Source organism: Roseovarius atlanticus, from assembly GCF_001441615.1.
GTDB classification, from domain to species: domain Bacteria; phylum Pseudomonadota; class Alphaproteobacteria; order Rhodobacterales; family Rhodobacteraceae; genus Roseovarius; species Roseovarius atlanticus.
This window is the reverse complement of the sequence record NZ_LAXJ01000033.1, coordinates 1-6,550: the sequence shown is the minus strand read 5'-3', so window position 1 is coordinate 6,550 and position 6,550 is coordinate 1. Positions and strand designations below refer to the sequence as shown.

The 6,550-nt window shown below is 62.6% G+C and carries 8 protein-coding genes; 7 read left to right on the top strand and 1 reads right to left on the bottom strand.

Translation table 11 applies throughout. The features are described 5' to 3' along the window. From XM53_RS21275 to XM53_RS21265, 3 genes are all read left to right on the top strand, one after another. Positions 1–453: inositol monophosphatase family protein (locus XM53_RS21275; RefSeq protein ID WP_328586701.1), on the top strand; the 453-nt coding region annotated here is incomplete at its 5' end. A gap of 157 nt (positions 454–610) precedes the next feature. Next, positions 611–880: a hypothetical protein gene (locus XM53_RS21270; protein WP_057796816.1), complete on the top strand. Its 270-nt coding sequence runs from the start codon at positions 611–613 to the stop codon at positions 878–880. 47 nt (positions 881–927) lie between these two features. Next, positions 928–1,830 carry a DMT family transporter gene (locus XM53_RS21265; protein ID WP_057796815.1) on the top strand — a complete coding sequence of 301 codons (903 nt, stop codon included), beginning with the start codon at positions 928–930 and terminating at the stop codon, positions 1,828–1,830. Here the strand turns inward: XM53_RS21265 and XM53_RS21260 are convergent. Further along, positions 1,763–2,590, bottom strand: coding sequence for a glycosyltransferase (locus XM53_RS21260; protein ID WP_057796814.1), 828 nt, complete (start codon positions 2,588–2,590; stop codon positions 1,763–1,765). The two genes, XM53_RS21265 and XM53_RS21260, sit on opposite strands and share 68 nt — an antisense overlap. Before the next feature lie 112 nt (positions 2,591–2,702). Here XM53_RS21260 and XM53_RS21255 point away from each other — a divergent pair, with 112 nt between their 5' ends. The 4 genes from XM53_RS21255 (at position 2,703) to fusA (ending at position 6,430) form a co-directional block, all read left to right on the top strand. Next, positions 2,703–3,125 carry a DUF7684 family protein gene (locus XM53_RS21255; protein WP_057796813.1) on the top strand — a complete coding sequence of 141 codons (423 nt, stop codon included), beginning with the start codon at positions 2,703–2,705 and terminating at the stop codon, positions 3,123–3,125. Positions 3,126–3,431: 306 nt separating this feature from the next. Beyond that, complete coding sequence (rpsL, locus tag XM53_RS21250) at positions 3,432–3,803, top strand: 30S ribosomal protein S12 (RefSeq protein ID WP_007817136.1); 372 nt, start codon at positions 3,432–3,434, stop codon at positions 3,801–3,803. Positions 3,804–3,815: 12 nt separating this feature from the next. After that, positions 3,816–4,286 (top strand): 30S ribosomal protein S7, encoded by a 471-nt coding sequence (rpsG, locus tag XM53_RS21245; RefSeq protein WP_057796812.1) that lies wholly within the window; start codon positions 3,816–3,818, stop codon positions 4,284–4,286. A 20-nt stretch (positions 4,287–4,306) separates the two neighbouring features. Further along, the gene (fusA, locus tag XM53_RS21240) at positions 4,307–6,430 is read left to right on the top strand and encodes an elongation factor G (RefSeq protein ID WP_057796811.1); all 2,124 of its coding nucleotides are present in this window, start codon (positions 4,307–4,309) and stop codon (positions 6,428–6,430) included. Positions 6,431–6,550: the final 120 nt, after the last annotated feature.

Sequence of the window (6,550 nt, the reverse complement as noted above, 5' to 3'; positions counted from 1 at the left end):
GCGGGCGTGGTTTACCTGCCGATGCGCGACATGATGTACGCCGCCGCCGCAGGGCAGGGGGCGACGCTGAACGGCGAACGCCTGGGTGTAAGCGATGCGGCGGCGCTGGACCGCAGCAGCATGTTGGCCGCGAAACCGAATTTCGACGCGCGGCACTGGCGCAGCGGCCAGCCGCCCCGGATGGACCGGGGGTTTCGCCCGTCGCTGGCCTATCGGCTGGCGCTGGTGGCCGAGGGGCGGTTCGACGCGATGATGACCCTGCGCGGCGCGTGGGAGTGGGACATCGCCGCGGGGGATCTGATCCTGCGCGAGGCCGGCGCGGTGACGTCGGACCGCGAAGGGCGACCGCTGCGCTTCAACAACCCGATACCCAAGCTGGACGGCGTTTTGGCCGCGAACCCGGCGGTGCATGGCGCGCTGCTGGAGGCGCTGGCGCCCGGGGCTGCGATCTGATCCGAATGTGCGGCTGCGCCGCGCAGGTTTGGTTTTGTTCGAGTATTTCCGGAACGGTGAAACACGGGCTCGAGCGACAGATTGGCGCGTCTTTGCCGTGGCAGTAGAAGCGCGTGCTGCACCGCCTAGATAACCGTTTCCAGAAGGGAGACGGGATATGGACGGACAGACGATAGAACAGGACGCGCGCAGTGCGGAATACCTGCGTCAGAGGGAGATCTTCGAGCGCAGCATGGCAGAGCTGCGGACGGAGCGGCGTAGGCGCGAGGCCAGTGGGTACGCAGTGATGGCCGCGGCGTACAGCCTTGAAGGGGCCGCGCGCAAGGACACCTGGTTGGGCAAGATCGTGACGTTCGCGAAATACGCTTTGATTACCTTTGTTGCGGTGGTTCCGAACCTGGCGATGATCCTGATGCTGGCGGGCTGACGCGCTTGCCGCTTGTACCGGGTGCGGCGCCGGTCTAGAGCCGGGGCATGACCCGTTCCGACAACATGACCGGCGCCCTGCTGATGATGGCGTCGATGGCGTGTTTCACGTTCAACGACACCGCGATGAAGGCGATGGCGGGGGACGTGCCGTTGTTCCAGTTGCTGCTGCTACGGGGATTGATCACGACGGTGCTGGTGGCCTGTATCGCCTGGCGGATGGGCGCGTTGAAGGCACGCCTGCCGCGCCGGGACTGGGGGCTGATGGCGCTGCGCACGGCGGCCGAGGTGGGTGCGGCCTATTTCTTTCTGACGGCGCTTTTCAACATGCCGCTGGCCAACGTGACGGCGATCCTTCAGGCCTTGCCGCTGACCATCACGCTGGCCGCCGCGCTGTTCCTGCGCGAGCCGGTGGGGTGGCGGCGGATGGTGGCGATCCTTGTCGGCTTTGTCGGTGTGCTGCTGATCGTGCGGCCCGGGACGGACGACTTCAACTTCTACGCGGTCTACGCGCTTTTGGCTGTGTGCTGTGTCACCGTGCGGGACCTGTCGACGCGGCGGCTGTCGAAGGACACGCCGTCGATGTTCGTCACGCTGCTGACATCCATCGCGACGATGACGATCTTCGGCCTTCTGAGCCTTGGCGTCGACTGGGCGCCGATGGGCGCGCGCGAGCTGGGCCTTGTCGGGACCGCGTCGCTGTTCATCATCGGAGGGTACCTTTTTTCGATCATGGTGATGCGGGTGGGCGAGATCAGTTTCATCGCCCCGTTCCGCTATACCGGTCTGTTGTGGGCCATGCTGCTGGGCTTCTTGGCGTTCGGCGAGTGGCCCGCGACGCTGACCCTGTTGGGGGCTGCGATCGTGGTGGGCAGCGGGCTGTTCACGCTTTACCGCGAGTCAAAGCTGGGGCGGAAAAGGCCGCTTGCACAGCCGCCTCGTCGACATTGAAACGCTCCTTGAAAAAGGCGCGCTGATCGTCGGTCAGGGGCACGAGGCCCTTGGTGCTGGTGCGCGCGTGGCTGTCGTTGTCGTCGTGCAGGGCGCGCAGGTACATATGCGTTTCGGGCTCGATCAGGGTCGGCATGGAATGGTGCAGCTTGTGGTGGCCGTAGTTCATCACCGTCTTGGGGTCGCCGGGGCGGAAGAGCACGGCAAGGCCGCAGGCCAGAAACTGACCCTGGATTTCGTGGGCAAGGATGCCGTCGGGCGTGAGTTTGACCGAGTAGCCACGGGAATATTCAATCACCATGTTCTGCCACCCGGCGCGTAGCTTGCCGGCCAGCCGGGCGGTGCGGCGGATGCCGCGGATGAAATTGGTGCCCACGGCGTCGTCGTCATCGAGGCGGAACTGTAGGGACTCCTCTTCGTCGCCGGTGGCAAGCTCGTGCTGGATGGCCAGTTGCATGGCCGTGCGGTGCTTCATCGGTTCGGCGGTGACGATCCTGATCTGCTCGACCGGGGCGCAGATGTCATTAAGCCGGTCCCACCAGGGTTTGGGCATCCGCTCGCCGGTCAGGACGATAAAGGTGAAACGCTTGTCTTTTTGGGCTGCGATCGAGGGCAGTGTCAGGGTTTCGAAGTGTCGAAACCGCAATTCCATCCGCTCGGGAGCGTAAAGATAGGCCTCGCGCTCCTCGACCGTGTCGTGCATGCGCTTGAAGCCGCCAAGCGCGGGATAGGAAAAGCGGCATATACCGATTGCGCGCATGAGGCAGATACCCTTGGACCAGTGTCAGCGCGAAGATTACAAATGACCGTGGCGCGAACAAGGCCAAAGACTGGCAGGCGCCAATGGGGCGCGACGCGAAAGGATCGAGATATTGCTGTATCACTACGTGGATCCGACCACGCCTGTTTCGCTTCCCAGGATCGCGTCACCCTACAAATGCGTGGTGCTGATCGAGCGGCAGGTTTCTGCGGAGGCGCGGTGGCAGGTCAGCAAGGACCTGGTGGCGTCGGGCTGTCGATACATGCTTGCCTGGGGTCTGGAGTGCAGCCTTTGGGACGACAGCGTGGACATGGCCAACCTTGAACAATTCGGATACGGCGACGTCCCGCCCGAGCATTTCGTGATGACGACGTGGCACAGCGACGAGACGCTGCCCGAGGTGTTGCACTTTGCCAGGCGACATGCCACGCAGACCTATGACGATGTCGCCCTGGACCGCTGCCTGATCCTCGATTTTTCTGCCGCCCCACGCGAGCCGGAAATTCGCGCCCTCTATGACGCGGGCGAGGCCTGAGGAAACCCACGGGTGACGGTGCTTAACGTATATCCGCAGGGCTGTTGACAGCCGTCCCGACTCCCCCTATACGCCGCTCATCTCGACTTCGGGGGCCGCCCTGAATGTCGAACTCAAAATTCTAGTGGACAAGATCCGGGCCGTTTGAGTGCCCCGATCCTCTGGGAACCCGCCGCGTCGTTTACCTCGGAATGGAAACGATTGCGGTATTTGCGCATTGCGGACGCGTGATGTGCGGAACGAACTGAAACCGCGCGGGGGTGACCCGGTGCAAACACATGTGTTGAGAGACGGGAAAGAGACCCTATGCCAACGATCCAACAGCTGATCCGCAAGCCGCGGCAGCCCAAAGTACGAAGCCAGAAGTCGATGCACCTGCAAGGGTGCCCGCAAAAGCGCGGCGTGTGCACGCGCGTCTACACCACCACGCCCAAGAAGCCGAACTCGGCCATGCGGAAGGTTGCCAAGGTGCGCCTGACCAATGGCTTCGAGGTCATCAGCTATATCCCTGGCGAAAGCCACAACCTGCAGGAGCACTCGGTGGTCCTGATCCGTGGCGGCCGTGTGAAAGACCTTCCCGGTGTGCGTTACCACATCCTGCGCGGTGTCCTGGATACCCAAGGCGTCAAGGACCGCAAGCAGCGTCGTTCGAAATACGGCGCCAAGCGTCCCAAGTAAGAGGAATTCGAGATGTCTCGTCGTCACGCCGCTGAAAAACGTGAAATCCTGCCCGACGCCAAGTATGGCGACCGGGTTCTGACCAAGTTCATGAACAACCTGATGATCGACGGCAAGAAGTCGGTCGCAGAGAAAATCGTCTACAACGCGCTGGATCGCGTCGAAGACAAGGTCAAGCGCGCCCCCGTGGAAATCTTCCACGAAGCGCTGGACAACATCAAACCGTCGGTCGAGGTCCGCTCGCGCCGTGTCGGTGGTGCCACCTACCAGGTTCCGGTCGAGGTTCGCCCCGAGCGCCGCGAGGCGCTGGCGATCCGCTGGCTGATCACCGCCTGCCGTGGCCGCAACGAGAACACGATGGAAGAACGCCTGGCCGGCGAGCTTCTGGACGCCGTGAACTCGCGCGGGACCGCCGTCAAGAAACGTGAAGACACCCACAAGATGGCCGAGGCGAACAAAGCCTTCAGCCATTACCGCTGGTAAACCTCTAGAGGCATTACATCATGGCACGCGATTATCCGCTCGAACGCTACCGCAACTTCGGCATCATGGCCCATATCGACGCAGGCAAGACCACCTGCTCGGAACGGATCCTGTTTTACACCGGCAAATCCCACAACATCGGCGAGGTGCACGATGGTGCGGCCACGATGGACTGGATGGAGCAGGAGCAGGAACGCGGCATCACCATCACGTCGGCGGCCACCACCACCTTCTGGCAGTGGCAGGAAGACCCGACGAAAGAGGGCACCGACGACACCAAGTTCCGGATGAACATCATCGACACGCCCGGCCACGTCGACTTCACCATCGAAGTCGAGCGTTCGCTGGCCGTGCTTGACGGTGCCATCTGCGTTCTGGACGCCAATGCCGGCGTCGAGCCCCAGACCGAGACTGTCTGGCGCCAGGCCGACCGCTACAAGGTGCCGCGCATCGTGTTCGTCAACAAGATGGACAAGATCGGTGCCGACTTCTTCAATTGTGTCGAGATGATCGAGGCCCGGACCGGCGCCAAGGCCGTGCCGATCGCCATGCCGATCGGCGCCGAGAACGAGCTGGAAGGCATCATCGACCTGGTCACCATGGAAGAGTGGACCTGGAAAGGCGAGGACCTGGGTGCGTCCTGGACCCGTCAGCCCATTCGCGACAGCCTGAAGGACCAGGCAGACGAGTGGCGCGCCAAGCTGATTGAGAACGCCGTCGAAATGGACGACGACGCGATGATGGAATACCTCGAAGGCAACGAGCCCGACGTGCCGACCCTGCGGAAACTGATCCGCAAGGGCACGCTGTCGCTGAGCTTCGTGCCGGTTCTGGGGGGCTCTGCCTTCAAGAACAAGGGTGTGCAGCCTCTGCTGAACGCCGTGGTCGACTATCTGCCGAGCCCGCTCGACGTTGTGGACTACATGGGCTTTGCCCCCGATGACGAGACCGAAACCCGCAACATCGCGCGTCGCGCGGACGATTCCATGCCGTTCTCGGGCCTGGCGTTCAAGATCATGAACGACCCGTTCGTTGGCTCGCTGACCTTCACGCGCATCTACTCGGGCGTGCTGAACAAGGGCGACACCGTCCAGAACTCGACCAAGGGTAAGAAAGAGCGCATCGGCCGCATGATGATGATGCACTCGAACAACCGCGAAGAGATCGAAGAGGCATTTGCCGGCGATATCATCGCGCTGGCCGGTCTGAAGGACACCACCACGGGTGACACGCTGTGCGACCCGAAAGAGCAGGTGGTTCTGGAAACCATGACCTTCCCCGATCCGGTGATCGAGATCGCGGTCGAGCCGAAGACCAAGAACGACCAGGAGAAGATGAGCCAGGGTCTGGCCCGTCTGGCCGCCGAGGACCCGTCCTTCCGCGTCGAGACCGACATCGAGTCCGGTCAGACGATCATGAAGGGCATGGGCGAACTTCACCTCGACATCCTGGTTGACCGCCTGAAGCGCGAGTTCAAGGTCGAAGCCAATATCGGCGCGCCGCAGGTGGCCTATCGTGAGACCATCAGCCACGAGATCGAACACACCTATACCCACAAGAAACAGTCGGGTGGGTCGGGTCAGTTCGCCGAAGTGAAGCTGATCATCTCGCCGACCGAGCCGGGCGAAGGCTATTCGTTCGAGAGCCGCATCGTCGGTGGTGCCGTGCCGAAGGAATACATCCCCGGCGTCGAGAAGGGCATCGAGAGCGTGATGGACAGCGGCCCGCTGGCCGGCTTCCCGGTGATCGACTTCAAGGTCGCGCTGATCGACGGCAAGTTCCACGACGTGGACTCGTCCGTGATGGCGTTCGAAATCGCGGCACGGATGGGGATGCGCGAAGGTCTGCGCAAGGCCGGCGCCAAGCTGCTGGAGCCGGTCATGAAGGTCGAAGTGATCTCGCCGGAAGAGTACACCGGCAACGTGATCGGCGACCTGACCTCTCGTCGCGGTCAGGTGTCGGGCCAGGAGCCGCGCGGCAATGCCATCGCGATCGCCGCGAACGTGCCGCTGGCCAACATGTTCGGCTACATCAACACGCTGCGTTCGATGTCGTCGGGCCGCGCCCAGTTCACCATGCAGTTCTCGCATTACGAACCCGTCCCGTCGAACATCTCGGAAGAGATTCAGGCGAAATACGCATAACCCGGGTGGCGGGGTGAACCCCGCCCTACCCACCACCGTAGGGTGGGGTTTCACCCCACCATCCGACAAGAAAAAGAGGAGCCAAACCCATGGCAAAGGAAAAGTTTGACCGTTCGAAAC

Coding starts and splice junctions, on each gene's coding strand:
- XM53_RS21265 (WP_057796815.1), top strand. CDS start 928: ATGACCCGTTCCGACAACATGACCGGCGCCCTGCTGATGATGGCGTCG.
- XM53_RS21270 (WP_057796816.1), top strand. CDS start 611: ATGGACGGACAGACGATAGAACAGGACGCGCGCAGTGCGGAATACCTG.
- fusA (WP_057796811.1), top strand. CDS start 4,307: ATGGCACGCGATTATCCGCTCGAACGCTACCGCAACTTCGGCATCATG.
- rpsL (WP_007817136.1), top strand. CDS start 3,432: ATGCCAACGATCCAACAGCTGATCCGCAAGCCGCGGCAGCCCAAAGTA.
- XM53_RS21260 (WP_057796814.1), bottom strand. CDS start 2,590: ATGCGCGCAATCGGTATATGCCGCTTTTCCTATCCCGCGCTTGGCGGC.
- rpsG (WP_057796812.1), top strand. CDS start 3,816: ATGTCTCGTCGTCACGCCGCTGAAAAACGTGAAATCCTGCCCGACGCC.